This window comes from Pantoea sp. UBA4549, from assembly GCF_002387285.1.
GTDB classification, from domain to species: Bacteria; Pseudomonadota; Gammaproteobacteria; order Enterobacterales; family Enterobacteriaceae; genus Pantoea; species Pantoea borealis.
The window spans coordinates 311,955-337,787 of sequence record NZ_DGLH01000009.1 but is presented as its reverse complement, the minus strand read 5'-3'; the positions used below and the strand labels follow the sequence as shown (position 1 = coordinate 337,787).

Annotated in this window: 25 protein-coding genes, 1 tRNA gene and 2 pseudogenes; 9 read left to right on the top strand and 19 right to left on the bottom strand. The window is 53.3% G+C overall.

Annotation, left to right across the window (positions count from 1 at the left end):
* Window positions 1-136: 136 nt before the first annotated feature.
* Window positions 137-1,258, top strand: coding sequence for a carboxymuconolactone decarboxylase family protein (locus tag B3041_RS08320; protein ID WP_292971331.1), 1,122 nt, complete (start codon window positions 137-139; stop codon window positions 1,256-1,258).
* Here B3041_RS08320 and B3041_RS08315 read toward each other — a convergent pair.
* The 9 genes and pseudogenes from B3041_RS08315 to B3041_RS08280 all read right to left on the bottom strand — a co-directional run bounded on the left by B3041_RS08315 (window position 1,249) and on the right by B3041_RS08280 (window position 5,988).
* The gene (locus tag B3041_RS08315) at window positions 1,249-2,145 is read right to left on the bottom strand and encodes a LysR family transcriptional regulator (RefSeq protein WP_065649287.1); all 897 of its coding nucleotides are present in this window, start codon (window positions 2,143-2,145) and stop codon (window positions 1,249-1,251) included. The genes B3041_RS08320 and B3041_RS08315 overlap by 10 nt on opposite strands.
* A gap of 257 nt (window positions 2,146-2,402) precedes the next feature.
* Window positions 2,403-2,692 (bottom strand): annotated as a pseudogene (locus B3041_RS16875) (terminase); the annotation flags it as partial.
* 194 nt (window positions 2,693-2,886) lie between these two features.
* Window positions 2,887-3,030: a hypothetical protein gene (locus tag B3041_RS08310; RefSeq protein WP_292971328.1), complete on the bottom strand. Its 144-nt coding sequence runs from the start codon at window positions 3,028-3,030 to the stop codon at window positions 2,887-2,889.
* A 73-nt stretch (window positions 3,031-3,103) separates the two neighbouring features.
* Window positions 3,104-3,355: a bacteriocin immunity protein gene (locus B3041_RS08305; RefSeq protein WP_292971326.1), complete on the bottom strand. Its 252-nt coding sequence runs from the start codon at window positions 3,353-3,355 to the stop codon at window positions 3,104-3,106.
* Window positions 3,356-3,620: 265 nt separating this feature from the next.
* Complete coding sequence (locus tag B3041_RS08300; protein ID WP_292971323.1) at window positions 3,621-4,136, bottom strand: hypothetical protein; 516 nt, start codon at window positions 4,134-4,136, stop codon at window positions 3,621-3,623.
* A gap of 154 nt (window positions 4,137-4,290) precedes the next feature.
* Window positions 4,291-4,542, bottom strand: a complete 252-nt coding sequence (locus tag B3041_RS08295) for a bacteriocin immunity protein (RefSeq protein WP_292971320.1) — start codon at window positions 4,540-4,542, stop codon at window positions 4,291-4,293.
* A 289-nt stretch (window positions 4,543-4,831) separates the two neighbouring features.
* Window positions 4,832-5,143, bottom strand: coding sequence for a lysis system i-spanin subunit Rz (locus B3041_RS08290; protein ID WP_349678556.1), 312 nt, complete (start codon window positions 5,141-5,143; stop codon window positions 4,832-4,834).
* A gap of 93 nt (window positions 5,144-5,236) precedes the next feature.
* Window positions 5,237-5,690, bottom strand: a pseudogene (locus tag B3041_RS08285) (lysozyme).
* 58 nt (window positions 5,691-5,748) lie between these two features.
* Window positions 5,749-5,988, bottom strand: coding sequence for a phage holin (locus tag B3041_RS08280; RefSeq protein WP_292971317.1), 240 nt, complete (start codon window positions 5,986-5,988; stop codon window positions 5,749-5,751).
* Window positions 5,989-6,199: 211 nt separating this feature from the next.
* Here B3041_RS08280 and B3041_RS08275 point away from each other — a divergent pair, with 211 nt between their 5' ends.
* Both B3041_RS08275 and B3041_RS08270 read left to right on the top strand, forming a co-directional pair.
* Window positions 6,200-6,508 (top strand): hypothetical protein, encoded by a 309-nt coding sequence (locus B3041_RS08275; RefSeq protein WP_292971314.1) that lies wholly within the window; start codon window positions 6,200-6,202, stop codon window positions 6,506-6,508.
* Window positions 6,509-6,739: 231 nt separating this feature from the next.
* Entirely contained in the window at window positions 6,740-7,027 is a 288-nt protein-coding gene (locus B3041_RS08270; RefSeq protein ID WP_292971311.1) for a hypothetical protein, read from the top strand.
* A gap of 94 nt (window positions 7,028-7,121) precedes the next feature.
* Here B3041_RS08270 and B3041_RS16900 read toward each other — a convergent pair whose 3' ends face one another.
* The 3 genes from B3041_RS16900 to B3041_RS08260 all read right to left on the bottom strand — a co-directional run bounded on the left by B3041_RS16900 (window position 7,122) and on the right by B3041_RS08260 (window position 10,374).
* Window positions 7,122-7,262, bottom strand: coding sequence for an antitermination protein (locus tag B3041_RS16900; protein WP_414692378.1), 141 nt, complete (start codon window positions 7,260-7,262; stop codon window positions 7,122-7,124).
* Between the two features lie 707 nt (window positions 7,263-7,969).
* Window positions 7,970-8,044: transfer RNA gene (locus tag B3041_RS08265), tRNA-Lys, on the bottom strand.
* 740 nt (window positions 8,045-8,784) lie between these two features.
* A complete protein-coding gene (locus B3041_RS08260; protein WP_292971308.1) occupies window positions 8,785-10,374 on the bottom strand; it encodes a PTS transporter subunit EIIC in 1,590 nt (529 codons plus the stop codon).
* 242 nt (window positions 10,375-10,616) lie between these two features.
* On the opposite strand from B3041_RS08260, the gene B3041_RS08255 reads away from it, so the two are divergent.
* The 5 genes from B3041_RS08255 (at window position 10,617) to pdeR (ending at window position 19,666) form a co-directional block, all read left to right on the top strand.
* Window positions 10,617-12,926 (top strand): FdhF/YdeP family oxidoreductase, encoded by a 2,310-nt coding sequence (locus B3041_RS08255; RefSeq protein WP_292971305.1) that lies wholly within the window; start codon window positions 10,617-10,619, stop codon window positions 12,924-12,926.
* A gap of 124 nt (window positions 12,927-13,050) precedes the next feature.
* Window positions 13,051-14,985: an exoribonuclease II gene (locus B3041_RS08250; protein ID WP_065649280.1), complete on the top strand. Its 1,935-nt coding sequence runs from the start codon at window positions 13,051-13,053 to the stop codon at window positions 14,983-14,985.
* Window positions 14,986-15,174: 189 nt separating this feature from the next.
* On the top strand, window positions 15,175-17,241 hold the full coding sequence (locus B3041_RS08245; protein ID WP_065649279.1) for a carbon starvation CstA family protein: 2,067 nt from the start codon (window positions 15,175-15,177) through the stop codon (window positions 17,239-17,241).
* Window positions 17,234-17,530, top strand: a complete 297-nt coding sequence (locus tag B3041_RS08240) for a YbdD/YjiX family protein (protein WP_292971300.1) — start codon at window positions 17,234-17,236, stop codon at window positions 17,528-17,530. Before B3041_RS08245 ends, B3041_RS08240 begins: the two co-directional genes overlap by 8 nt.
* 153 nt (window positions 17,531-17,683) lie before the next feature.
* Window positions 17,684-19,666, top strand: a complete 1,983-nt coding sequence (pdeR, locus tag B3041_RS08235) for a cyclic di-GMP phosphodiesterase (protein WP_065649277.1) — start codon at window positions 17,684-17,686, stop codon at window positions 19,664-19,666.
* Between the two features lie 15 nt (window positions 19,667-19,681).
* On the opposite strand, the gene B3041_RS08230 is transcribed toward pdeR, so the two are convergent.
* Window positions 19,682-20,548, bottom strand: coding sequence for a crotonase/enoyl-CoA hydratase family protein (locus B3041_RS08230; protein WP_065649276.1), 867 nt, complete (start codon window positions 20,546-20,548; stop codon window positions 19,682-19,684).
* A gap of 313 nt (window positions 20,549-20,861) precedes the next feature.
* Window positions 20,862-21,557 carry an L-ribulose-5-phosphate 4-epimerase gene (araD, locus tag B3041_RS08225; protein ID WP_292972414.1) on the bottom strand — a complete coding sequence of 232 codons (696 nt, stop codon included), beginning with the start codon at window positions 21,555-21,557 and terminating at the stop codon, window positions 20,862-20,864.
* A gap of 316 nt (window positions 21,558-21,873) precedes the next feature.
* Here araD and osmB point away from each other — a divergent pair, with 316 nt between their 5' ends.
* Window positions 21,874-22,092, top strand: a complete 219-nt coding sequence (gene osmB, locus B3041_RS08220) for an osmotically-inducible lipoprotein OsmB (protein WP_039384556.1) — start codon at window positions 21,874-21,876, stop codon at window positions 22,090-22,092.
* 61 nt (window positions 22,093-22,153) lie between these two features.
* Here the strand turns inward: osmB and yciH are convergent, their stop codons facing one another.
* The 5 genes from yciH to pgpB form a co-directional block, all read right to left on the bottom strand.
* On the bottom strand, window positions 22,154-22,477 hold the full coding sequence (gene yciH, locus B3041_RS08215) for a stress response translation initiation inhibitor YciH (RefSeq protein WP_292971292.1): 324 nt from the start codon (window positions 22,475-22,477) through the stop codon (window positions 22,154-22,156).
* Window positions 22,477-23,184, bottom strand: coding sequence for an orotidine-5'-phosphate decarboxylase (pyrF, locus tag B3041_RS08210; protein WP_065649274.1), 708 nt, complete (start codon window positions 23,182-23,184; stop codon window positions 22,477-22,479). The genes yciH and pyrF overlap by 1 nt, the downstream gene beginning before the upstream one ends.
* Before the next feature lie 187 nt (window positions 23,185-23,371).
* A complete protein-coding gene (gene lapB / locus B3041_RS08205; protein WP_065649273.1) occupies window positions 23,372-24,541 on the bottom strand; it encodes a lipopolysaccharide assembly protein LapB in 1,170 nt (389 codons plus the stop codon).
* A gap of 6 nt (window positions 24,542-24,547) precedes the next feature.
* Window positions 24,548-24,853: a LapA family protein gene (locus tag B3041_RS08200; protein ID WP_065649272.1), complete on the bottom strand. Its 306-nt coding sequence runs from the start codon at window positions 24,851-24,853 to the stop codon at window positions 24,548-24,550.
* Window positions 24,854-24,977: 124 nt separating this feature from the next.
* Complete coding sequence (pgpB, locus tag B3041_RS08195; protein WP_065649271.1) at window positions 24,978-25,742, bottom strand: phosphatidylglycerophosphatase B; 765 nt, start codon at window positions 25,740-25,742, stop codon at window positions 24,978-24,980.
* Between the last annotated feature and the right edge of the window lie 91 nt (window positions 25,743-25,833).

Genomic DNA, 25,833 nt, shown 5'->3' with positions numbered 1-25,833 from the left:
TTCGATATTAATTATTCCCCTTCATTCTTTTGCCTGCGCCTGACCTTCAGCGACGATAAGCCTGCCCCCGAGCGGCGACACGCTTTTCAGACTTTCCCGTCGTACGCTCAGCCCGAATTTAGCGAAAGGATGGATTATGGAACAACGCCGTTTTACCGGCCATAACCTCTGGCTGTATGAAAGCCAGGCTCGCCCATACACCTCCACTACCGCCCCGCTGGTCCCTGAGGCCGCTCTGGTTAACGATCGTTTCATGCTCGGCTTGCAGCAGGAAGCAACGGCTTTACAGCCGCTGTTTCGCCGCTTTCAGCCGGCATTGCTGGCGGCTCGCGATGTAAGCCAGTTGTTGTTTCCCGACAGCCTGACGGCATCGCAAACGCATACGCTGACACTCTATGACCGGCTAAGCGCCGCTCTGACGGTTGCGCAGGTAGCGGGCGTTCAGCGCCTGTGCAATCACTATTCAGCACGCCTTAATCCGCTCCCCGGCCCCGACTCTTCGCGCGAGAGCAACAATCGCCTGACGCAGATGACGCAGTATGTCCGTCAGCTGGCAATGCAGCCCGCGCTGATTAACGCACACAGTATCGGCGCACTGGAGGCGGTAGGACTGACAGAGCCCGATATCATCACGCTGAACCAGATTGCAGGGTTCACAGGCTTTCAGGCGCGGATGGTGGCTGGCGTCCAGGCGCTGCTGGCACAGCCGGTGCGCTGGATCCCCGGCGTGTCAGTGCCGCCCGACGCCTGCGCCACGCTGTTTGCTGAAGACCTGCCCGGCTCACCGGCGCTGAAATCGCTGGAGCGACGCTATGCCAGCCCGCAACAGCTGAGCGCGCAGGCGGACTGCCTGAAAGATAGCGATCTTGCGCCGCTGAGCGGGCTCCTGATGTATGATGCGCCGGTTCTGAGCGGCCTGCAGCGCCTGAAACAGCAGCTGGTTTCAGTTCATCCGGAGGCGGAAGCGCTGGCGCTGGCGGTCAGCGCGCGTATTCTCGGTTGCCGCCAGCGTTTTGCCCGCTACGCCGGAGGCTGGCGTGAGGCGTTACTGGCTGACGCTGCGCATCATCGCGACGCCGTGGCTGCGCTGAGCGGACAGCTGACGCGTCAGCCCGATCGGTTCAGTGCTGCGCATCTGCAGCCGCTGATTAACAGTGGCTGGGATCAGGAGGCGTTGTTTGCGCTGTTGCAAAAGGTGGCGCTCGCCAGCTGGGAAGATCGGCTCTCTATGGCGCTGGCAGAGACGCGTCAGTCATGAAGATGGCGGCGCGCCTCGTCAAAAAAGTGCTGCGCCAGCGGTGAAGCACGTCCCGGCTCTGCGATCACCAGCGCAGCCTGCCGCCCCATGGGTGCCATATCGATCGGGCGCCGCGCCAGGTTCTGCAGCAGTTCGGGCAGCAGATGTCCGCACGGTGATACCATTACGCCGAGGCCAACCTGTGCGCTCTGCAGCAGTTGCATAATGGAGGCGCTCTCAACGATCACACGCGGCAGCACACCGGTTTCGCGCAGCTGGCCATCAAGATAACGCCGGAAATAGCGCGTGGGTTCAGCCAGACAGAGTGGCTGCGCCGCCAGGGTCTGCAGTGAAAGCCGCTGCTGCTGCTGCAGCGCCGGAAAGTGCTGTGGGTTAAAAATCGCCTCCACTCCGCCATCGTTCAGCAGCGCGGTCTGAAAATGCAGCTCGCGCAGGGACGTCAGTTCAAAAAAACCGATGCCGCCGTCAACAGTATGGCTGTTCAGCGCCTCCAGCAGCTGATCGGCGCTCATCGCTGCGACGCGATAGTCCAGCTGAGGATAGCGTGCCTCAACCGCTTTGAGCAGCGCAGGCAGCGCCACGCTGCACTGCGGCATAACGCCCAGCCGCAGCGTACCGTTTACGCCGTGCTTGAGGGATTCAACCTCCAGCTTCAGCCCCTGATAAACCGAGACAATCTCCCGCGCCCAGGTCAGCACCCGTTCACCTTCCGGGGTAAAGCCGTCAAAGTTATTACTGCGATTAATCAGCGATAACCCCAGCTCACGCTCGAGGTTTTTGAGTCGCATTGAGAGTGTGGGCTGGCTGACAAAACTCGCTTCTGCCGCCCGGCCAAAATGGCGCTCCCGCTCAAGGTTGCAGAGGTAAATGAGTTGTTTTATGTCTATTTTGATTACCTATCAATAACTTATAAATTTAAAAACCATCCGTTAAGGCTATTATGTACTACCTGTGTACTAAATAAAAATGCTCAGATACAGAGTCCGGATAAGCAGATAGCTCAGTAAGAATGTCAAAATGAAACCTTTATGAGTCTCACCTTGCGCGTCATCTTCCCCAGCCCTGAGTAGCCGTTCCACTGATATGCGATTCGGTTGCCGGGCTTTACCTTCGTAGCTGAGTCAGCCAGCAGAAAGCCGTCCGGGATAACCGTGTCGAAACTCGCCGGCAGGTCTTCAGGCAGACCGTACTGCATACACTCGTCTTTGAAGATTGAGCCGCCCGCTTGTTTAGGCGACTGCTGGTACATGGCTGACCAGAAATAGTCTCCAGGGATCGCTTTCGTTTCGAGCGCTTCTCTTTGGGGTGCAGGTCTGGTACCTAAGCCTCTTCTGACTCATTAATCACCGGAAAGGCTGGCATCTTAGCGCAAGGAGTAATCTCCACCGCGCGCCCCGACAAATCATCTGTCGCCCAGTGCGTAGCCATGATTATTGTGGCAAGCTATTTATCAGTTAACTCCTCTACCCTGACCTTATGCTCATGCTGAATGGCACCGCCGTCTTTGCCAGCCATTTCATTGGTAATCTTATTGCCATATTTACCCCAATAAAAAACCGCCCGCAGGCGGCCTGTTATTTAGTCGGCTTTTCTGGCAGATACATCCAGTGCGATACCGTGTATCTGTCCTATTGCGAATTGCCTTCTATCTTCAAAACTTCAAAATTTTTGTAGAGCGGATTATAGGTTGCAAACCCTAGACCTTTATCTGTTGACACAATTAATAACCTTTGTGCCTCTGGCTTATCAGAATCCGTGCTGATCCATTTCATGTTCAATCTCCAGAAAATGCAGAGATATTAATCGATAATCATCAGGTGCACTCACAAATGCGCCTTATGATGACTACGCCCTGAAATCAGCCAGACCCTGACCTTTTCGCCACTCTCTCATTGTCGCGACAACCTTCTCTGGAGTCAGGTCATCGTCATCATTATAGAAAATCAGGTCTGAACCTTCTGGATGTTCAGACAGAGAGCAAACATGTTCAATCAGTTCGTCCTGGTATGCTTCGCCACCCTGAGCATTGAATATCTCCTGTACCAGACTGGTGAACTCTGCTTCCGTGTAATTCTCAAATCCAGGCTTAAACTTCATCGTTGTCCCCTCCTTTGTGGTGAAGACCATCTTACTCTTTTTGCTCTGGTACGTACTCCATATTAAGCACGCCATCCGGCGCAAGGTATACCCAAACGCCATCTTCCTTCGCCACGCCAATTAAGCCGTTAACCACTTCTGGCTGTGATCGGTTCGTCAGTCTTTCATGGGCTGCAGCGGAATTGTTGATGAAGATAATGCGTTAAGCGCCTGGCGTATTCACTCCAATAAACCCTCCAAAAAATTAGAGGATTTATTTAACGGCTTAATCCTTAAATATAAACTCGACTGAGGGCATATCAGCTAACTTCTCCAGAACTACCAGCTTTTGAGTTCGTCCATTTAGATAATCTATATTAATGTCCGACAACTCATGCCATAAGGCCTTAAGATTTGTTTTTTTCAACAAACCCTCGCACATAACCCAGGCAGAAATTGCATCATGCCAACACTTCTTGAGTTCGTTAAGGCATAGCTCTGCTTCGCTTGTCTCAGCAGAGATCGCCCTACCTTTTACTCTGATGAATTGTGCCATACTTCTGTTCCAGTCATCAGGCATCATATGGACGGCATAGTCCAATGCCAGAAACGACCTTTTGAATTCACTTTTTATCTTTGTCTTTTCTTGCTTCTTCCAGGTGCTCAGAGCTGCCACAGCATAGGCCAAAGTAAGCAATGAACCAATAGCGGTTACTATAGTTGCTATCGCGCCCCACATTACCCACCACGCAGAGTCACGCGTGGCAATTAGAGTTTCAAAAGATATGAAATCAGCGTCCATTTTGTCTCCTTAATTTTACAAAGGGATTTTCATCATGCATTAAACGTGGTCACCTTAACCATTCATTAGTCGGCCCACCGGAAGTGATGAGCTGAGTGATAGCTACATTGATAAATAGCGCCCAATAAAAAACCGCCCGGAGGCGGCTAATGGATTAGGCTTTGAGTCCTGGCTTGCCGTTAGCATTGCGCCAGGACTTCACAGCGAACACAATTCTCTCAGGTGTTGCATTTTCATCGTCGCAATAGTAAATCAGATCACAACCTTCAGGGTGCTCACTTACCGCAATGAAATTTTCCAAAAGTTTATCCTGATAAGCCTCACCGCCTTCCGCGTTACAGATTTCACTTACAAGCTGAGTGAACTCGGCTTCCGTGTAATCTTGAAATCTTGACTTCACTTTCATTACTGACCTCCTCCTTTGTGGTGAAGGACATCTTACTATTTTTGCTACGGTACATACCTCATCCTGAGCACGTCATCAGGTGCCAGGTTCTCGGGCGATTCCAATGAAACCGTTAACGACCTCAGGCTGCAATTGGGTAGATCGCATCAGTAGTTTCGCTTCCTTTACCACCTTCCACGTACAAATACCATTTTCCAGCGACCGGAACGATTTTAGTAAATCGACTTTTCTCTGACATTTACTTTATCTCCTCAGATTGTGAAATAATTAAATTACAATTCCTGAATTATTACTGATAGTTATAACCCACTAGCGTCATTTTTTCGCACTGACTTCTAATGTATTGCTGCAGGCCACCTATTGGCTTTACGGCAACTTCGATTTGTTCTCTGAGGGTGAAATAATCTCGTTGAGCGGCGTCAGTAAGTCGGGAGCTGACTGCATCATTCAGGCCGACGCCGCCGGAGATGGATTGCTTCGCGCAGATGGTGTTGAGCTGTAACCAGCACTTGGCAGCAACAACATCACGCTGGCGCGCCTGCATATCGGTGATGGTATCGTTCGCCAGCTTGAGGTTACCTGCTGCTTTGCCCCGCTGCACCTTATAGTCGATAGTGTTGCCACGGTTATTAAGCGCGAACGCTTTGATGTGCCTAATAGCATTAGAACCAGCAGGATGAGCGCAGTGAGCACTTTAGCCTTTAAGGTCATCTGCACTCTTCGCCAGGCAAAGTGGGCGCTCCATGTCGCGACGGTTCATCAGACCTTTCCACTTCATGCCACCGACATATACCCAGTGACGCAACTCTTCGCAGGCACCAGTTTAGTCGCCATTGTTGAGCATCTTAAGCAAAGTGGATTTTGAGAACGCAGATACGCCGACGTCGTAGGTGAAACTGTAAAGAGCAGCTCGGGGGTATTCGCTTAGCGGAACCTTAACCATAGAGTCAACAGCTTGCTTTACGGGCTTCAGGTCATTCCACAGCAGCTGATCGCATTTGCGGTCGGTGTTACTTCCTGGACTTAATGATGTCGCTGCCGGTATGACTGTCGCAGATTCTTCAGACTCCAGCCACATCTTTGTAAGACTCATAAGCGCGACCTTCAACGCCGTCTTTACCGCCGAAAAATACGCTGGCAATAAACATTGCCCCGCCACCCGCAGCAGCTATCAGCTTTTTGTGCAGGCTCTATGACATAGTCAGATCAGTCATCTCCAGCGTTTACGGCCAAGCCATATTTCTCAAGAGCTTTTACCTGGGCGTTGACGACCTTGCTTTTGAAGTACCAATTGATGAGTCCTGTAATGACGATACCGAAGATACTTGCCAGCACGCCGATGGCTAACCACTCATCAGGGATTAGTTTGGTGAGCACGCCGTTCAGGATGGAGCGCCTGGACATACCGGAGGGCAACACCGGTAACAAGTTTGCTCGTAGTTTCAATGCTCATAGACACCTCCCAGTGCGGACAGGTGCTGTTTGTAGTCAGGAGAAAAGACGCCCGACGCCACTATGGATAGAATTAAGGTTACTTTGGCTGGCGGAGGCGAAAACGAAAAAGGCACTGCGGATGCAGTATCCATAAATATTTTTGATTAAACTGCCTGTACTTTGTGCCGATAACTTCGCCATGTAAACCCTGTGAGGATTGATTGTGGCTACTAAAAATGAAGGAATATGCGGACATTGCCGTAAGAAGGTTTCGCCGATCATAATCGAAGAAAACATTCTGCGCCGCGATAAATGTAAGTGCCCTGAATGCGAGAAGGATTTGTATACCTGCCGCTCACCAGGTTGTGATGATTATGCTAAGGGAAGCAAAGGCTACGACGAAGAGTTGTGCCCTTCATGCACAAAATCCTTAGCTGAAAATGCTGGAACAGCTGCAAAAGCTATTGCCGGGATAGCCCTGACGATAGGCACAGCAGTTGCCACAAAACGCTTCACCGGCGAAAAAGAGTAGAGCAATAAAACACAAAAGCCCTCACATATTGTGAGTCCGGAGGGCTTTTTTATTATCACAGAGTAATAAAAATTGTATTTTGCAGCGCATCGAACAACAGCACGCAATTTCAACTATTGGAGACCTCACCCCTAGTTTCGGTAAAAATAAATAGCTTGCGGAAAAGCAATAGGCTATTTTCAATGTGTTTTTTTTGAATTGAGTTTTGCAAATCACAAGGAATTGAAAACAGTGAATACTAGTGCATTCTTAATTGAGCTAAGCAACTTACAACGAAATATTCATAACATTCTTTCTCAGTCAAAAGCATCAAGCCAACTCATGGATGAGCCCTTAGAGAGCCTGGCGGATGCTTTGAAGAAATTTAGAGAAATGGATGATAAAGATCCTGAAAAAAAGAAAGTTGAGGCAAAACTATGCGAAATTGATCAGGAAATTGAAGCTCACGAAGAGAGAGAAATCTTGCTTAAAAGGTTGCCTGACCTAGTTCACCTTCCAAAACCACGAAAAAGGTTATAATAAAATCGGCCCACTGAAGTGGGCTTTCATATTTATTTAGTTATCTTATCAAAAATTGTATTTTCCCGTAATCCCTCAATATCCAGCTTGCCGCTCAACTGATCATAAAATGGTTGGCACTCTTCTTCCAGGTATCAAGGCTTATTATATCGGTCAGTGCACAAACGGCATTGTGAGCTTCAGTTGATGGGATGCGCTCATATCCATGCCCGCAGTAGCGTTTGCAATCCCCCATCATTGGTACGCCCTACCTTTCGGTTTTAGTATTCATCACTGCGCGGCCATAGCCGTTGCAGTCAAGATATGCTGTTAATACGACACTCTTCCCCCTGTAAGACTTACAGAGCACGCGCACGGTCTCTTTGACGTTTCTGGTCTCACCGCCGGACCGAGGCGATTTCATTGAAAACACATCGGCCTCAATAAACCCTTTTGCACCGTAGCAATCGCCGGACTTTACGCTGGTGGCGCTGCAGCAGTAATTCATGCAGGCATATGTTGCGAGTGTTTAGATACCCTGACCCATTACCGTATAAGCTTTTCAACAGTCATAGCCGTGACATTTTTTTCATAACGCGCAGCAAGTTACATATGAGGATTGATCCCCTCTTCCAGTGCACGTCTGATTTTGATTAATTCATCACGTGCATCTTCAAGGCTGAGTGCCTGATAGCCTCCTGCGTCAACTCGCCACTGATTATCAGCAAAAGCAATCGTTATTGGATGTTATCGAATCAATGATTACACGGGTAAATTAATTGCTTTATATTTATTTTAATTAATTATCAATAATTTATACAATTCTTAATCATTCGCTATAACCTTTATACCCGTCCCGAAGTGCTCATCTGTTTGAGTTAAGGATCGCAATATTTGAAGAGGTTTCCGGCGGCGACATAAAAGCGCGGCTGATGCAGAGCTTTAATTATTGAAAAGTCAGGCTGGACCGCCGTCGGGGATTTTAACCCCGCTCTCTGCCCTAAGTAGCCAGCGCTCTGTCCAATGAGCTAACGGCGGATAACTGCGTTATCAGACACTTTCTGATGTGCTCAGAACAGAGCCTGTTGCATGCTGACGCTGCCCGTCAATGCATTTTAATGCATTACCTGATTATAACATATTCGCAACCCGCTGATGCAGAGAGGCAGTGGCATACCGCAGTAAAAGCGCGGGCCGGCAGACTGTCTGCTTTTCCCGCCTGGTATGACTAAATCAGCTCGCGCTATGAGCGATATAGCCACCAGCTAATGCATAAGCAAAGATGATAAATAAACATTTACTTATAGGATTATTCTGATACATTGTGTGTGCAAAGATTGCACACAGCAAAAGGACAATAAAAATGAAAAAAGTCGCCACGCTTCTGGTTTTAACGGCAGCATTTGTATTTTCAACGGCAGCGGTTGCCTGTCCTAAAGGGACTCACCCTCACGGCGGTACAGGCTCACACCATGCTGGCGGTACGTGTTACTGATTCATTCCGGATACCTGTAAATGCGTTTTACGGCATAAACAGCCGGCGTTGTTTTCAGTCAGCCCACCGGGAGGTGGGTTTTTTATGCGCTTTGCGCTGAGTGACCGGTTAGCGGTGCGCACAAAAAAGCTGCCCGCAGGCAGCTTCAGAATGGTGCCCTATCCGGCGCTTATCTCCGGCACTCGCAATGGCTTAGCTCTTGAAAGGGCAGCGCCACTATCGCAAATATCAGCCCGGCGCGTTTAACAATGATTGCGGTATTCACTATTAGCAGGCTTACAAGTCAGCTTACGCCCAGCGCCTGCTTGACCTCATTAGCAATCTTTTCAACCTGCGGGCCATAGATCACCTGAACGTCATGTTCAGTGACGCGGTTAACACCGTTAGCCCCGGTGGAAAGCAGCGTCTGATCAACTACCTCATTCATTGCTTTGACGCGAACCCGCAGGCGGGTAAAGCAGCAATCGACCTCCTCTATATTCGCTTCGCCGCCCAGCCCGCTGATAATGACTCTGGTACGCTCGTCTGCCGTTACCTGCAGCGGTTTCTGATCTTCTTCACTCTCACGTCCCGGCGTCTCTACCCGCATACGCGTGATGACCAGGCGGAACAGGTAGTAGTAAAGCGGTGCGTAGCAGGCACCCAGTACCAGTGTCCACCACCAGTGAGTTTTACTGCCGCCCAGAATGCCAAATACCACCAGATCGATCGCACCGCCCTGCACGTTGCCAATCATCAGGTGCAGCATCGACATCAGCATAAAAGAGAGACCGGTCAGCAGCGCATGCAGAATATAAAGTACCGGTGAGACAAAAATAAAACAGAACTCCAGCGGCTCAGTAATACCGGTGGTAAATGAGGTCAGCGCCCCTGCCAGCACCAGCGCTTTTACCCGCTGCTTATGTTCAGGCCGGGCGGTGTGATAGATCGCCAGCGCGGCGGCCGGCAATCCAAACATCATGACCGGAATTTTTCCCTGCGCCAGAAATTGCGTGGCACTGCGTACGGTCTCATCCGGAATGGCGCCCGGATGCGTCAGCGAGCTGTTAAAGATATTAAGCGCTCCGACAACGCTCTGCCCGTCAACGGTAGCCATCCCGCCGATAGGAGTGAAGCGCACCGTCTCGTTCAGAATATGGTGCAGGCCGGTCGGAATGAGCAGGCGCTCACAGGCCCCCAGCAGAAAGGCGCCATACTGCCCGCTCTTACCAATCATCTCTCCGACCCAGGCAATAGCGGCCCCGATAGTCGGCCAGATGAGCGCCAGCAGCACGCCCGCCAGCGGCAGCACGACAACGGTGACGATCGGCACGAAGCGGCGTCCGCCAAAAAAGCTGATCGCAACCGGAAGCTGCTGGGTGTAAAAGCGGTTGTGCAGTACCACCGTAAGCAGCCCGGCAATCACGCCCCCCAGCACGCTCATGTTGTACGTAAAAATGCCCAGCATCTGGATATATTCAGCTGACAGCATCATCGCGCTGGTTTGATCCATTCCCGCCTGCTGCAGCGCCTGTGGCGTGGTGGTGGTGGCGGTTAATCCTTTGGCTGCCAGCGTGGCGCTGATGCCGGTGTTCATCATCAGATAACCAATGACGGCGGCAAAAGCCGCAGTGGGTTTCTCCGCTTTCGCCAGCCCAATTGCGCTGGCCACGGCAAAGAACAGCGGCAGATTGGCAAACAGCGCGCCGGCAACCTTGCGGATAAAGCCGATGACAAGCTGTGGCAGCTGCATCTGTGCAAAGGCTTCACCGGTGATCGCCGGGTTCTGGAGCGCGGCGGCCAGGCCAAGAAAGATGCCAGCGGCGGCGATCACGGAGATGGGCATCATCAGCGCTTTACCAAACGCGTGGATCTGGCTGGTGAGTTGTTTCATGACGCACTCCTTCACAGGGTGAAAGAGCAATTATTAGCCACTATTACGCCGCTTACGCAGCAGCGTGTCTCTCAGGGCGATGTTAATTTGAAGCAGATCACAGTTTATCGCTGATGCGATAAACGCCGCCTATCGCTCAATTAAGTCAATCAATTAGACAACTTCTGTCCTCAGTCGCACACTTCTTTTCAACAGAAGACATATTCTGATAACAACTCATAAACAATAAGCCTGCGACTACCATGAAATTTAAACGTAAAATTCAGCCTTACCGCGCTGCTGCCGGCGGCTGGGGTTCACTGGAAGCCACCACCCGCTTCGTATTTGACAGCAAAGCCGCCCTGAAAAACATGCGTAATCTGATGCGCATGAACAAAGCGCGCGGCTTCGACTGCCCCGGCTGCGCCTGGGGTGATGATAACAAAAGCACCTTTAGCTTCTGTGAAAACGGCGCCAAAGCGGTTACCTGGGAAGCGACACGTCGCGTGGTTGAGCCTGAATTTTTTGCTCAGCACAGCGTCAGCACGCTTTATCAGCAGAGCGACTATTTTCTTGAGTATCAGGGGCGTCTGACGCACCCGATGCGCTATAACAGCGCTACCGACCACTACGAACCCATCAGCTGGGATGCGGCGTTTGCGCTGATTGCGCAGCACCTGAATGCGATGGACCACCCCGATCAGCTGGAACTCTATACGTCAGGGCGCGCCAGTAACGAAGCCTCCTGGCTCTATCAGCTGTTTGGCCGCGTGATGGGCACCAATAACTTCCCTGACTGCTCCAACATGTGCCATGAAGCCAGCGGCAGCGGTCTGAAACGCAGTATCGGTGTCGGAAAAGGGACCATTCGTCTTGACGACTTCGATCACGCAAACGCTATCTTTGTGCTGGGACAGAACCCGGGCACCAACCACCCGCGTATGCTGCATAGCCTGCGTCATGCAGCCGATCATGGCGCAAAAATTGTCACCTTTAACACCCTGCGCGAACGTGGGCTGGAGCGCTTTGCCGATCCGCAGAAGCCGCTGGAAGTTGTGACATCCAAAGCGGGCACCATCAGCTCGGCCTACTACCAGCCTAACCTCGGAGGCGATATGGCCGCCCTGCGCGGCATGGTAAAAGCGCTGCTGGAAGTGGAGCGCGCGCGTCTTGCTGCCGGTGAGCCGGGTATCTTCGACCAGACGTTTATCGCGGCAAATACTCAGGGCGTTGAGGCCTATCTGGACGCGGTTGATAACACCCCGTGGCAGCAGATTGTGCAGCAGTCAGGCCTGAGCGAAGCGCAAATTCGCGAAGCCGCAGCGATTTATCAGAGTGCGGAACGGGTCATTATCACCTGGGCGATGGGGATCACACAGCACAAGCACTCCGTCGACACCGTGCGTGAAATTGTCAACCTGCAGCTTTTATTTGGTCAGCTGGGCAAAAAAGGTGCCGGTCTCTGCCCGGTGCGCGGCCACAGCAACGTGCAGGGCAACCGCACGATGGGGATCGATGAGAAACCCGCTAAGCCTTTCCTGGATGCGCTGGGTGCCCATTTTGGTTTCGAACCCCCGCGCAATGCCGGTCACAATACCGTTGAAGCGCTGGGCGCTATGCTGCGCGATGAAGTCAAAGTGCTGATTGCCCTTGGCGGCAATCTGGCCGCGGCCGCGCCTGACTCTCCGGTAACGGAAGCCGCGCTGCAGCACTGTGGTCTGACGGTGCATATCAGTACCAAGCTCAACCGCAGTCATCTGGTACCGGGTCATGAAGGGCTGATTCTGCCTACGCTGGGTCGCACTGAACGCGATCGTCAGGCTGGCGGCAACCAGTTTATTACCGTTGAGGACTCCTTCAGCATGGTTCACGCCTCAGAAGGTGTGGGCATCCCGCTGGCAGAGACGCAGCGTTCGGAAACTGCCATTGTAGCGGGTATCGCACACGCTACGCTGGGCAGTGAGCATATCGACTGGCTCGGCATGGCAGCGGACTACAATATTATCCGCGATCATATCGCTGCCACGATTCCGGGCTTTGCCGATTTCAATACGAAGTGCGACCAGCCTGGCGGTTTTTATCTTGGCAATGCAGCGGCAGAACTGCGCTTCAGTACACCATCTAAGCGTGCTGAATTCAGCGCGTCCGCCCTGCCCGACTCGCTGTTTCCTCAGCTGGGCAGCGACGTTACTGTGCCGTTTACGCTGCAGACGCTGCGTTCGCACGATCAGTACAACACCACGATTTACGGCCTCGACGATCGCTATCGTGGTGTCTATGGTCAGCGCGAAGTGGTGTTTATTCATCCGGACGATATGGCGGCACTGGGCTTTACCGAAGGCCAGCAGGTGGATATCGAAACACTCTGGAATGATGGCCTGACCCGCCGCGTCAGCGGCTTTAAACTGGTGCCTTACAATATTCCGCGCGGTAATCTCGCGGCCTACTATCCGGAAACCAATCCGCTGGTACCGCTCTCAAGCTACGGCGATATCAGCGGGACACCGACCTCTAAATCGGTGCCGGTAAAGCTCACGCTCAGCGCCGCCCTGCCGACGCAGCGCATCGCCTGATGGCGATTTACTCTCTGAAACAAAAGCCGCGCTCTGCGGCTTTTTAACCCGTTTTGACCTTGCCGCGCGCGCCCGATTCGCGTAAAACTGTCCACCGCTCTTAGGCCACGAAACTGACTAAATTATGTTCCAGGATAACCCGCTGCTCGCGCAGCTGAAAGAGAAGCTTCACGCGCAGACTCCGCGCGCCGAAGGCGTTGTGAAAGGCACAGAAAAAGGCTTTGGCTTCCTTGAAGTTGATGCTCAGAAAAGCTACTTCATTCCGCCACCGCAAATGAAGAAAGTGATGCACGGCGATCGTATCACAGCGGTGATCCACACGGATAAAGATCGTGAAAGTGCTGAGCCGGATGCCCTGATTGAGCCGTTTCTGACGCGCTTCGTCGGGCGGGTGCAGAAAAAAGACGATCGTCTTTCAATCGTACCGGACCATCCGCTGCTGAAAGATGCGATTCAGTGTCGCGCCGTGCGCGGTCTGACGCACGATTTCCAGAACGGCGACTGGGCTGTGGCTGAGATGCGTCGCCACCCGCTAAAAGGCGATCGCGGCTTTTATGCTGAGCTGACTGAATTTATCGTTACCGCGGACGATCCTCTGGCACCGTGGTGGGTTACGCTGTCGCGTCATAATCTGGAGCGCGAGGCACCAGAGAGTGAATGCGGCGGGATGCTGGATGAGCAGCTGACGCGTGAAGACCTGACCGCGCTGAACTTTGTCACGATCGACAGCGCCAGCACCCAGGATATGGACGATGCGCTCTATGCTGAAGCGCAGGCGGATGGCAGCCTGCTGCTGACCATCGCTATCGCCGATCCCACGGCTTACGTAGCAGAAGGCAGCGAGCTTGATAAACTGGCTGCACAGCGCGCGTTTACCAACTATCTCCCCGGCTTTAACATTCCGATGCTGCCGCGCGAGCTCTCCGACAATGTCTGCTCGCTGCGTCCGCATGAAAAACGCCCGGTGCTCGCCTGCCGGGTCACCGTCCAGCCGGATGGTGCGCTCGCCGATGACGTGCAGTTCTTTGCTGCCTGGATTGAATCGAAAGCCAAACTGGTTTACGACAACGTCTCAGACTGGCTGGAAAACAGCGGCAGCTGGCAGCCGGAAAATGACGCGATTGCTGAGCAGATCCGTCTGCTGCATCGTCTCTGCCTGGCGCGCAGCGAATGGCGTCAGACGCATGCACTGGTATTCAAAGATCGCCCTGATTTCCGCTTCCTGCTGGGAGAGAAAGGTGAAGTACTGGATATTATCGCTGAACATCGTCGTATCGCTAACCGCATGGTTGAAGAAGCGATGATTCTGGCTAACATCTGCGCGGCGACTGTGCTGCAGAAGAAACTGGGCTTTGGCATCTATAACCTGCATACCGGTTTTGACCTGGCCAACGCTGAACAGGTTGCAGGCGTGCTGGCTGGCCACGGTATTACCGTTGATCCGCAGGTCATCACTACGCTGGAAGGGTTCCGCCAGATGCGTCGCGAACTGGACGCGCAGCCGACTCAGTATCTCGACAGCCGTATTCGCCGTTTCCAGAGCTTTGCTGAAATTGGTACCGAACCTGGCCCGCACTTTGGCCTGGGTCTGGATGCCTACGCGACGTGGACCTCACCGATCCGTAAGTTTGGCGATATGATCAATCATCGCCTGCTGAAAGCCATCGTGCGCGGCGAGAGTATTGCCCGTCCGCAAAGTGACGTCACGGTTACCATGGGTGAGCGTCGTCGCCTTAACCGGATGGCTGAGCGCGACGTGGGCGACTGGCTCTATGCGCGTTTCCTGACGCCGTTCGCCGGCAGCGAGCGCAAATTCAGCGCCGAGATCATTGATGTCTCGCGCGGCGGTATGCGCGTACGCCTGCAGGAAAATGGTGCGGTGGCCTTTATTCCGGCACCGTTCATTCATGCGGTACGCGATGAGCTGGTCTGCTCGCAGGAGAGCGGCACGGTGCAGATCAAAGGTGAAGTGGTTTATCGCGTTACGGACATCATTGACGTCACCATCGCTGAAGTGCGCATGGAGACCCGCAGCGTGGTTGCCCGCCCGGCAGTCTGACTGTAATAATAACGCGGGATAACGGCTGTTATCCCGCGTCGCCTTTTCCTCTCTGCTTCTTCTCTGCTTAAATTTGTATCGCGCTTCACACTTCTGCTTTTACCACCTTTCGTTAACATTTTTTTACCTTACTTTTAACTCGTTGTATTTCGCTTGCCTGTTTTTCCGGCCTCTACAAGGAGTTAACTCATGAACAACGTCAAAACCGGCCTCGTCTGGTTAGCCGTGGCGTTAATAGGTGCTGGCGCATTTGCCATGCTCGCGCTCAGCCGCGGCGAACATGTGAATGCGGTCTGGCTGGTTATCGCCTCGGTAGCCTGTTACAGCATCGCCTACCGTTTCTATAGCCTGTTTATCGCCCGCCGCATCTTTGAACTTGACGATCGCCGCCGCACGCCGGCAGAGCGACTCAGCGATGGCCTGGATTATGTTCCGACCAATAAATGGGTGCTGTTTGGTCATCACTTTGCAGCCATTGCCGGAGCCGGACCGCTGGTCGGACCGATTCTGGCCGCACAGATGGGATTTCTGCCGGGCACGATCTGGATTCTGGTAGGCGTTATGTTCGCCGGCGCGGTACAGGATTTCCTGATTCTGTTTATCTCTACCCGCCGTGACGGACGCTCGCTGGGAGAAATGGCGCGCCAGGAGCTGGGGTCTTTTGCCGGCGTGGTGACGATGCTCGGTGCGCTGGGCGTGATGATCATCATTCTCTCCGCGCTGGCGCTGGTGGTGGTCAAAGCACTCGCTAACAGCCCGTGGGGGCTTTTCACTATTGCAGCGACGATTCCTATTGCGCTGTTTATGGGCGTATATATGCGCTTTCTGCGCCCGGGAAAAATTGCTGAGGTTTCCCTCATCGGTTTTGTCCTGATGATGGCAGCGATTATCTATGGGGGAGACGTCGCCGCCGATCCTTACTGGGGTCCCTTCTTCACCCTGAAAGGCACAGAGCTGACCTGGGTGCTGGTGATCTACGGTTTTGTCGCCTCTTCGCTGCCGGTCTGGCTGCTGCTGGCCCCGCGCGACTACCTCTCTACCTTCCTGAAAATTGGCGTCATTGTCGGGCTGGCGATTGGCATTCTGTTTGCCATGCCGGAGCTGAAGATGCCGGCAGTAACAAAATTTATTGATGGCACTGGTCCGGTCTTCTCCGGCGCACTCTTTCCGTTCCTGTTTATCACCATTGCCTGCGGGGCTATTTCCGGGTTTCATGCGCTGGTTTCCAGCGGCACCACGCCAAAACTGGTAGAGCGCGAAAGCCATATCCGGTTTATCGGTTACGGCGCCATGCTGATGGAATCGTTCGTGGCAATCATGGCGCTGATCTGCGCTTCGGTGCTGGACCCGGGCGTCTACTTCGCGATGAACTCACCGGCCGCGCTGATTGGAACCACCGTAGAGAACGCCTCTCAGGTCATTAACGGCTGGGGCTTTGTTGTCACGCCGGAGATGCTGAGCAGCATTGCGCGTGACGTGGGCGAAAGCACGGTGCTCTCACGCGCCGGAGGTGCCCCCACTTTCGCCGTGGGCATGGCACACATCATCACCGAGGTATTCAACAGTCGCGCGATGATGGCGTTCTGGTATCACTTTGCCATTCTGTTTGAGGCCCTGTTCATCCTGACCGCCGTGGATGCCGGTACCCGCGCCTGTCGCTTTATGGTACAGGACTTAGTGGGTACCGTGGTTCCGGCAATGGGCAGCAACCGCTCCTGGCTGGGCAATATGGCTGGTACCACCGTCGCCGTCGCGGGCTGGGGCTTTTTTGTCTATCAGGGCGTGGTGGATCCGCTGGGCGGAATTAATACGCTGTGGCCACTGTTTGGCATTGGTAACCAGATGCTCGCCTCTATGGCGCTGATCCTCGGCACTGTCGTGCTGTTCAAAATGAAAAAACAGCGTTACGCCTGGGTCACTATTCTGCCCACCGCGTGGTTGTTTATTACCTCAATGACCGCAGGCTGGCAGAAGATTTTCCATGAAAAACCGGCCATTGGCTTTCTGGCACAGGCGCGCAAATTTCAGCAGGGTATCGATAACGGCATGGTGATTGCCCCGGCTAAAAGCGTAGCGGATATGCAGACCATTGTGTTCAGTAATCAGATCAATGCGGCGCTGTGCGGATTCTTTATGCTGGTCGCAGTGGTCATGCTGATTGCCGCCTTTTTTGTCATTCGTCGTGCGCTCCGCAGTACCACGCCTACCGTGCGCGAATCCGAGGTTTCACTGCGTAAGGAGGTACGTCATGTCTGAGGCCATTTATCGCTGGACGCCTCCCGGCGCAGGCTGGCAGATTCAGCGCTGCTTACCGATAGCGTGCGCTACTGATGCGCCGCCGCTCTCCCGCTGGCAGCAGATCTGGCGAGGGTTGCAGCAAAGCTTTCGTTTAATGGTTGGCGTACACGACTATCAAACTTATCTGAAGCATATGCGCTGCCACCATCCTGAAATGCCGCCCATGGATGAACGTACCTTTCACCGGCACTGTCTTGATGCACGCTTTCCGAGCCAGGCCGGAAACCCTGGCAGATGTCCCTGCTGATCGCCATAAGCCCCGTTTTCGGGGCTTTTTCGTGCCATTCTTTAATAAAAACAAAAATATATTCGGTTTGCATCTTGTGCTTATGCAGGAGGTTGAATACTGTTGCTAAAATAATGAGATAGAGTCTTAGAGACATGGCCGGAGGACGTTTACATGACCGATGAACAGGGGCAAACTTTGCTGTATGCCTTGTTTGGCACCACCAGCCCCCATTGGCGGTTAACCTCTGACAGTGACGCACTGCATTTTGCCGAAGATGAGAATGCCAATACCAATCTGGCCGTTTCGCTTACCCCGGCACAGGCCAGTCTGTTACGGGCGATGACGGTGATTACCTCCAGCATCAATCTTACTCTGCCGCTGCACGGAACCCCGGTGCCAATGCACTTTGTCGGTCGTAAGGTGAACCAGTCTACCTGGGCTGGCACCGCATCTGCATGGGGTGATACGTCATCAGTGGCACGCGATCTGACTCAGGGACTCTCTTTCGCCGAACAGGTGGTATCCGAAGCCAACTCGGTTATTGTTATCCTCGATCAGCGCGGTAACATTCAGCGCTTTAATCGGTTGAGTGAAGAGTATACCGGTCTGAAAGAGCAGGAAGTTATCGGCCGCAATGTATTTCAGCTCTTTATGACCCGGCAGGAAGCGCAGGCTTCGCGCCGTAATATCACCGGTTTTTTCCGCGACGGAAATTCGTATGAAGTCGAGCGCTGGGTTAAGACCAAAAAGGGTCAGCGACTGTTTCTCTTCCGTAATAAGTTCGTTCACAGTGGCAGTGGGAAAAATGAAATTTTCCTCATCTGTTCCGGGACAGACATTACCGAAGAGCGACGGGCGCAGGAGCGGCTCCGGGTGCTGGCAAATACCGATACGGTCACCGGTTTGCCTAATCGTAACGCTATTCATCAGCAAATTAGCCTGGCACTGGAGCTGGCGAACGGTTCCCAGACCGGTGTGGTCTACCTCGATCTCGACAATTTCAAGAAGGTAAATGACGCGTACGGTCATATGTTCGGCGATCAGCTGCTGCAGGCGGTATCGCTGGCTATTCTCAGCTGCCTGGGTAAAGACCAGACGCTGGCGCGTCTTGGCGGCGATGAATTTGTGGTACTGGCTGAACATACCAGTCAGGCGGCGCTGGAGGCGATGTCGTCGCGCATCCTTGAGCGGCTGCGGCAGCCCTTCCGCATCGGGCTGATTGAAGTTTACAGCGGCTGCTCAATCGGGATTTCGCTGGCCCCCCTGCATGGCGAGGATCGCGAAAGCCTGATCCGCAATGCTGACACGGCAATGTATCACGCCAAAGAAAACGGACGCGGTAAGTTCTGCATCTTTACCAGTGAAATGAACAAGCGGGTCTTTGAATACCTCTGGCTCGATACTAACCTGCGTAAAGCGCTGGAGCAGGATCACCTGGTGGTCTATTACCAGCCTAAGGTTGATCGCGACGGCGAGGTGCGCAGCGCTGAAGCTCTGGTACGCTGGAACTCTCCGGAACGCGGTATGGTCTCGCCTGGCGACTTTATCCCCTATGCTGAAGAGTCCGGCCTGATTGTTCCACTGGGCCGCTGGGTCATGCTTAATGTGCTGCAACAGATTATAAAATGGCGCAGTGAAGGTATTTTTCTGCGCGTTGCCGTCAATGTTTCCGCGAAGCAGCTTATCGATCAGAGCATTTACAGCGATCTGAAAAATGCACTGAGCGAAGCCGGGCTGACGGAATCCCCGATTGATATTGAATTAACCGAAAGCTGCCTGATTGAGAATGAAGCCGGGGCGCTTAAGCTCATGAAACAGTTTCAGGAGCTTGGGGCGCAGGTACATCTCGATGATTTCGGCACCGGCTACTCCTCTCTTTCCCAGCTGGCACGGGTACCCATTGATGCCATTAAGCTGGATCAGAGTTTTGTCCGGGATATCAATAAACAACCGGTTTCGCAATCTTTAGTGCGCGCGATTGTGGCGGTTGCCAAAGCCCTTGAGCTGCAGGTGATTGCAGAGGGTATTGAAACCAAAGCGGAAGAAAAATTTGTTCTCACTAACGGTGTGGATGGGCGCCAGGGCTATTATTACGCCAAACCAATGCCCGCAGAACAGCTCGGGCATTGGCTGAAGCATCCTGCCCGTGTTTAACGCTGCGCGGACGTGTTATCCGGCTTTACGTAATGAAGCACTGTGGCGGTTTTGTAACTGCACCAGGCGCTCCATGTAGGCGATATCCTTGGGTTCAAGCGTAAAGGCATAATCTACCCAGTCCTCCGTAATATCCATCAATTCAGCACGTGACAGCTGCAGCACGCGCTGACGCGCTTTCAGCATGGCACGCACACCATTTAACTTAGGCCGTAAGGTGTCGATAAAGGTGCGCGTGGCGCGATACGCTTCACCCGGCTGGAATACCTTATCGACCAGGCCGCGTGTTTCATACCACTCCGCACTGTGCGACTCTCCTTCACAAATCAGCTCTTCTGCCAGCTTCATGCCGGAGCGACGCGCGACCAGCGAATAGCCCCCCATTCCCGGGAACAGATTGAACGCAATTTCCGGAAAACCCATCCGCGCGCTGTTCTGTGCCAGAATAAAATGGTGCGCCAGCGCAGCCTCAAAGCCTCCGCCAAGGGCACTGCCTTCGATCATCGCCAGCGTTACCGCGCCGGTATCAAACCCGCGCGCCGCCGAGTGAATGCAGTCAACGCAGGCCCGGGCATAAGCCCGCAGCGCCTCACGACGGTTGTTGCGAATGCACTCAACAAAAAAGCGCAGATCGCCACCGGCGTTAAACATCTGTGGAACTAAAGAGCCGGTTACCCAGAAATCGATCGGCAGTCCGGAACGCTGAGCCGTATAGCTCAGGTTCATGATCTCCTCGATTAATTCATGGTTGAAGCTTGGGCGTGGCTGAGCCCGCAACATCATCCACATGGTGCGACGCCCTTCTTCGTAGTAGGCAACAAGTTGGGTAGTCTGTCCCGCTTCGGTAAACAGGCGGCAGGTTGGTTGGTTAATAACGGTCATAGTCTCATCCTCTAATATTTATGTGATGCGTTTAACGCCACATCAGCGTAATGCAGAGTGAGGCCAGACCAAATGAGAGATTGATTTATAAAGCAAAATCCAGAAGTATCCCTGAACAGGGGGGTGAATAATCATTAGCGCCATTTCAGGGTATAGTCGAGCGGGAGCCAGACTACATGAGATCGCCTAACGCGTTGTGAATAAAGATGATTTAGCGCGGGGTGTGCGAATAAAACCGATATTTCTGACCAGGAATTTACTGACGCAGTAATAAAAAAAGCGCCCGCAGGCGCCTGGCTTACTGAGAACAGCCTTATTGTCCATACCACGCATTTTTGCCGTGCTTGCGCAGATAGTGCAGATCCAGCAGATTTTGTGAGATGGGGGGTAATTCAGCGCGCAGCTGTTCGGTATGCAGCGCCATATAGGCGACTTCTTCCAGGACCACCGCACTGTGTACTGCCGCCGCTGCATCGCTGCCCCATGCAAAAGGGCCGTGAGAGTTAACCAGCGCCGCAGGAACAGCAGCCGGCTGAATATTTCGATGGGCAAAGGTTTCGATAATGACCTGTCCGGTATTCCACTCATACTCCTGATCGATCTCCATGCGCAGCATGGCGCGGGTGCAGGGGATCGTGCCGTAGAAATCATCAGCATGTGTCGTGCCCCAGGCGGGTATATCGCGTCCTGCCTGCGCCCAGATTGTGGCATGCCGGGAGTGCGTATGAACAATGCCGCCAATATCTGGCCAGGCCTGATAGAGCGCACGATGCGTTGCCGTGTCAGATGACGGGCGCAGTGCACCTTCAATCACCGCACCGCTCTGCAGATCAACGACCACCATGTCATCCCGCTGCATCTTTTCATATCTCACTCCGGAAGGCTTGATCACCAAAACCCCCTGCTCTCTGTCAATGGCGCTGACGTTGCCCCAGGTAAACGTCACCAGGTTATAGCGGGGTAAATCGAGATTCGCTTCCAGGACCTGCTGCTTTAGCGCTTCCAGCATCATTGTTCTCCACCAGTCTGTGATAGAGAGATTGTGCTCAGAGAAGAGACCGGATGTTATGGAAAGAATGGCTGAATGCTTTGTGGAAAGTCGCTGTATCCTGATAAGTGCGGCGCAGATCCGGCGGTTTCTGTCTGACGATACTCTGCAACGATGAAAAGTAAACAGGGCCACCCGGTTTCAGGGTTTTTACTGTGCGCAGGCAGCATAAACCGCGCGGCTTTGTCCAACTTTTCCATCCGGGAATGACGAACTTTGCCGTCTGGCATCTATACTTATTGCTGTTGCCTCTGAGCCAATCATCAAGGAGATAGTTATGACTACAACAGTGAAACGTGTATCCGTTGCCGTGCTGGCAGCAACATTAGTTGTTGCGCTGAGCGGCTGTTCAAACTGGTCTAAGCGCGATCGTAATACGGCAATAGGTGCCGGTGCCGGTGCCATTGGTGGTTCAGTACTGACCAACGGCAGTGGTCTGGGCACCGTTGGTGGCGCGGCGGTGGGCGGCATCATCGGCCATCAAATCGACCGTTAATTTTTGCAGGCTACACAGCAGACATAATTTTGTACGGGCCACCCAGCGTGGCCCGCTTTCATTAACCGCCCGCCAGTTTAACTTTCATCCCTTTAGCTTCGAGCAGGGTTTTGAGCAGGTCGCGTTTATCACCCTGAATCTCAATCACGCCCTCTTTGACCGAACCACCGCAGCCGCACTTTTTCTTGAGCTCAGCGGCCAGGGTAGCCAGCGCGTTATCGTCCAGATCGATACCGGTGATGAGACAAACGCCCTTGCCTTTACGTCCGCTGGTCTGACGCTGAATGCGTACAATACCGTCGCCGCGCGGTCGCTGTGGCTTCTCTTCTGCCGGCACAATACGCCCGCTGTCAGTGGAGTAAACCAGTGGATTGTCCTGGGCCATTACGCCTCCTCTAACGATGTAATGATCTGCTGCAGCGTGGCAGCCGGATCGGCTGACTGCGTAACCGGACGACCAATAACCATATAGTCAACCCCGGCCTGCTTAGCCTGCAGGGGCGTCATAATACGGCGCTGATCGCCAGCTTCGCTGCCTGCCGGACGAATACCGGGTGTGACCAGGGCAAATTCACTGCCAAACGCCTGTTTAAAGGCTACCGCTTCATGAGCTGAGCAGACAACGCCGTCCAGCCCACACTGACGGGTAAGCCGCGCCAGCCGTTCTGCCTGTTGTGCCGGCGTCAACGTAATGCCCAGCCCGCGTAAATCCTCTTCATCCATGCTGGTCAGTACGGTTACAGCAATGAGCAGCGGTGCATCTTTTCCAAAAGGTACCAGCGCCTCGCGGGCGGCCTGCATCATACGTGCTCCCCCGCTCGCGTGCACATTGACCATCCAGACGCCCAGTTCTGCGGCGGCAGCTACGGCATGCGCGGTGGTATTGGGGATATCATGAAATTTCAGATCAAGAAATATATCAAATCCGCGTGCCTGTAATGTCCGGACCACTGACGGACCAAACAGCGTGAACATCTCCTTGCCTACTTTAAGGCGACACTGAGCAGGGTCAATACGATCGACAAAGCGCAGTGCGTCATCCAGATTACTGTAGTCGAGCGCCACCAGAATGGGTGAAGGGGTTACAGACATAACGTTTCCTCATAAACAGGCACAGGGCAACAAACGGCCTGCATTCTACCTGCCATGCTGCGGCAGAACAATCTTATGGGCCGCCAATGCACCCTGTTAAGCTTTCCGCGGCTCTCCGACTGACCAGAAGAGAATTGCATAAAAATTATGTTGTAACTAGTTGGCTTGTTTTTTTTAAAAATTACGGTTACTGCCCGTCAAGTCCCCTGATCGGTTTTATTGAAGACCACGCCCGGCAGGATGGACAGTGCCAGTAGAGCGCGTAGGCGGTAAAGCCGCATTTATGGCAGCGATAGCGTGGTTTGGTACGGATCTGCTCACCGACCATATCGCGCAGAACCATCAGACTCTCTTTTGCCCGACCATCTTCCGCTTCATGCAGGTGAAAGTCCATCAGCCGGTGGAAAACACGCATAGTAGGATGACGCTGCAGCTGGCGATTAATATAGAGCTGCGCCGCTTCCGGACCCTGCTGCTGTTCAAGAATATCTGACAGATAGAGCTCGGCGGCGGCACCGGTATTCTCCTCGGTGCAGCGCTGCAGATAACCGGCCCAGACTTCTGGCTGTGCCAGCCGCTGATAACAGGTTTCCAGCATAGGCAGCGTTTCACTGACCAGCTCTTTATCCTGATCCAGCACCCGCTGCAGGCGCTGTGCTGCTTTCGCATACTCCCCCTGCTCCATCAGAATGCGCCCCATCATAATGGAAACGCGCGCGCTCTGATTATCGGCCGCTTCGCCTTTTTTCAGCAGCGACATGGCGCGATCGAGATCGTCACTGCTCATTGCCTGCAGCGCCAGCTCACAATAGAAGTGCGCAATTTCGCCCTTCTGCTTCTCTTTTCCCAGTTTTACCAGCTTCTCCGCAACATCAATCGCTTTCTGCCAGTCGCTGGTCGCCTGATGGATCAGTAAAAGCTGCTGGAGGGCGGCAATGCGAAAATCGGTTTCATCCGTTAGCTGACTGAACATATCCTCTGCGCGATCGTAGAGGCCTGCGGCCATATAGTCGCGGCCAAGCTGCTGAATCGCAAGAAGTCGCTGGTCGTAGGTTAATGAAGCGCTTTCCATCAGCGACTGATGGATACGTATAGCGCGGTCAACCTCACCACGTGAACGAAACAGATTGCCAAGCGTCAGATGCGCCTCAACCGTTCCGCTGTCTTCTTTCAGCATATCGAGAAACAGATCGACGGCTTTGTCCTGCTGGTTTGAAAGCAGGAAATTCACCCCGGCCACATATTCTCGTGACAGGCGGTTCGCTTCCTGTTGCTTATTCTGGTACGCGCTGCGTCGTCCCATATACCAGCCGTAAGCCGCTGCGACCGGGAGAAGCAGAAACAACAATTCATGCATTGAACATTAATCCCGACGACCTGTGGTCGATACGGTAGTGGCTGCTGAAGCATGTTCGTTTTGCGCCTGCATACGCTTCAGTTTACGCTGAGCATGTGCCAGTGAAACGCGGATACGTAACCAGAATAGCCCGCAGATTGCCCAGCCCAGTAAAAAACCGGCGCCAAACAGCACTGCAAGCAGCGTGGAAACACGAAATTCACCCTGCGCCAGCAGATAGTTGAAGGTCACCACCTGATCATTGTGAGCACCCAGCGTCACTGAAATGATGAAAATGACCAGTACCACCAGAAAAATCAGCAAATATTTCACAATGCGTCCTGTCGTAGAGTTTCCAATAGAGTATGCCAAAAAAGCGCGTACCGTGCTGCTTTCACGTTATCAGTTAGCTGGCTTTGCGCAAGCGTAATCAGCTATATGGGGGCAGTTCAGCTGATTACAATCCATCGTCCCGCGCTTTGACTTCGCGCTGCTCGTCAGGCGGAAGCGTAAGCGGACCGCAAAAGCGCTGTGCCAGCCAGGTGGCGACGGTCACCAGCAGCCAGGAGATAAGCGTTGCGACAATCAAATCACGCGGCCAGTGCATACCCAGCAACAGCCGGCTGCCCATAACCATAACGGCCCAGCTAAACAGCACAACCAGCGTAACCACCCGGCGCCGCGGCCAGAGCAGTCCCATTGCCAGCAGTGCCCAGCTGGCAGCAAACATAGTATGACCGGAAGGAAAAGCAAATCCCGTCTCAAATGCCCAGTGCTGCTTTAACCAGCGGGGAATTTGCGTATCACTGGCCAGCAGCGTATTAACCATCTCACCCCGCTGTTTTCTTTTCAGCTGATAAAATGCGTCGTTGCTGATGCCATGCTGCTGCTCGAGCCAGACAACATAGGGTCGCGGCTCCTGCACCTGCTCTTTGATCCATGACTTCGTGTACTGCCCGGCCAGGATGGCGCCATTCATGATAATCAGCAGCAGAATAGCAGGCTTAAGGCGGAAGCGCAGACACCACAGCATCCAGGCACTCAGCACGCTACTGGTGATGATCCCCCATGGGCTGGTGACCGTTTCCGTCATCCAGAACAAAAAACGCAGTACGCCCCCGCTTTCGCCCGGCTGCCATTGCCAGCCCGAAAGCCAGACGCAGAGTGGCATCGCGATTAATAAGAAGGCACCCAGCGTCGTGCGCTGCACTATTTTCAACATACTTTGGCTTTTCCTGCGGGTTATGACGCGTTTGCTGAATAACTTTAGCTGAAAAAAGAATAACATACCTAAAGCAGCTTGGATAATCGTG